Origin of the sequence: Thioclava sp. JE_KL1 (assembly GCF_009296265.1) — a bacterium.
Lineage (GTDB): Bacteria > Pseudomonadota > Alphaproteobacteria > Rhodobacterales > Rhodobacteraceae > Thioclava.
The window spans coordinates 1-1,699 of record NZ_WBJS01000052.1 but is presented as its reverse complement, the minus strand read 5'-3'; the positions used below and the strand labels follow the sequence as shown (position 1 = coordinate 1,699).

The window sequence follows — 1,699 nt, the reverse complement described above, 5'->3', positions numbered from 1 at the left end:
CGCCCCGCCGAAGCCTGCCGCAACGTGGCTTCAAGTTCTTCGCCCGCCTCGAAAATCCGCTCCGAATAGTCGAGCGTGATATGGCCCACCTCAGTCAAAACCAATTGGCGACCGCGGCGCTCGAACAGCTGGTGCCCGATCCGCGCCTCTAATGTGCGGATCTGCGTCGAGAGCGCCGATTGCGAAACGTTCAAACGATCCGCCGTGCGCGTCAGGTTTCCGTCCTTCGCGACCTCGTGGAAATAGCGCAGATGATGATAGTTCAGCTCCGACATCGTTCCATTAAACAGAACGATATGGGGCAAACAATGAATTTTTATTCAAGATGAACCACCGCTACCTCTCCCCGGAACGGAATGGAGGTTGCCATGTCTTATCTTCTACTGCTGCCCCCGGCGCTTTTGATCGCGGTCGGGACAGATCTGCTTCTCCGCCCTGCGACACGGGCCGGGGCGCGCCTGCGTGGGCCGGAACTGGCCGCGGTGCTGGGGCTGCTCGCGACACTCATCGCGGCGGCGGCGCTTGCGCTGTCAGGGCCTCAGACGAGCCCGCTCCTTGGCGCGGCGGGCATCGGGCTGTCGGCGCGCAGCGATATCGTCAGCATCTCGCTGGCGCTGACGGTCGGCTTCGTCGGCTGGGTAACGCTGCGCTTCTCGCGGGTCGCCCTCGATGGCGAGGCGCGGCAAAGCTGGTTCATGGGCTGGATGAGCCTGACACTCGCCTGCGTTCTGGCGCTTGTGGTGGCGGGCAACCTGTTCCAGCTGATGGTCGCCTGGGTCGCAGTCGGCTCGGGCCTGCAGCGACTCCTGCTCTTCTACCCCAAGCGTCCCGGCGCGCAGCGGGCGGCACGCAAGAAATCCCTTAGCGGGCTGATCGCAAGCGGCGCGCTACTTATCGCGGTGAGCCTGCTCGCGCATGGTTTCGGCACCACCGACATCGCGCGTATCGCCGAGGCCGCGCGCGCCGGAAACGGGCCGTCCTCGCTCTGGATCGTGGCGGGTCTTCTGGCCGTCGCTGCGGTGTTCAAATCCGCGCTGATCCCGACCCATGGCTGGCTGACCGAGGTGATGGAGGCCCCGACCCCGGTCTCGGCGCTGATGCATGCGGGCGTGGTCAATGCCGGAGGGTTCCTGCTGATCCGCTTCGCGGACGTGATGCTCGCAGCGCCCGGGGTCCTGGCGGTGCTGGCGCTGATCGGCGGGCTCAGCGCACTCATCGCGGCGGCGGTGGCGACGACGCAATCGGCGGTGAAGACCTCGCTTGCCTGGTCCACCTGTGCGCAGATGAGCTTCATGGTGCTGCAATGCGGACTGGCGCTGTTCCCGCTGGCGCTTCTGCATATCGTGGCGCATTCGCTCTACAAGGCGCATGCCTTCCTGTCCTCGGGCAGCGCGGTCGCCGCAGTGGCGCAGCAGCGCCGGCCCGGCCCTGTCGCCGTGCCGGGCGCCGGGGCGGTGCTGCGTGCTTTCGCGCTCTCGCTTGCGATCTATGGCGGGGCGCTCGCGCTCTCCGGGCTCTGGCACGAGCCGCCACAGGCGATCGCGCTCGGGGCCATCCTCGTCTTCGGTGTGGCCTACCTGATCGCGCAGGGGCTGGCGGAGGCCGCACCCTGGCCTCTGTTCTGGCGCACGACGCTGATGTCTCTGGGCGCGACCCTTGGCTATTTCGCGCTGCATTGGGGGGCGAATGCGCTCTCGGC

2 protein-coding genes are annotated in these 1,699 nt (G+C 66.7%); one reads left to right on the top strand and one right to left on the bottom strand.

Going from position 1 to position 1,699, the window contains the following annotated elements:
• A partial coding sequence (locus tag F8R15_RS20840) for a LysR family transcriptional regulator (protein WP_152845871.1) occupies positions 1-275 on the bottom strand: 275 nt, incomplete at its 3' end.
• A 93-nt stretch (positions 276-368) separates the two neighbouring features.
• On the opposite strand from F8R15_RS20840, the gene F8R15_RS20835 reads away from it, so the two are divergent.
• Positions 369-1,699: proton-conducting transporter membrane subunit (locus F8R15_RS20835; RefSeq protein ID WP_152845870.1), on the top strand; the 1,331-nt coding region annotated here is incomplete at its 3' end.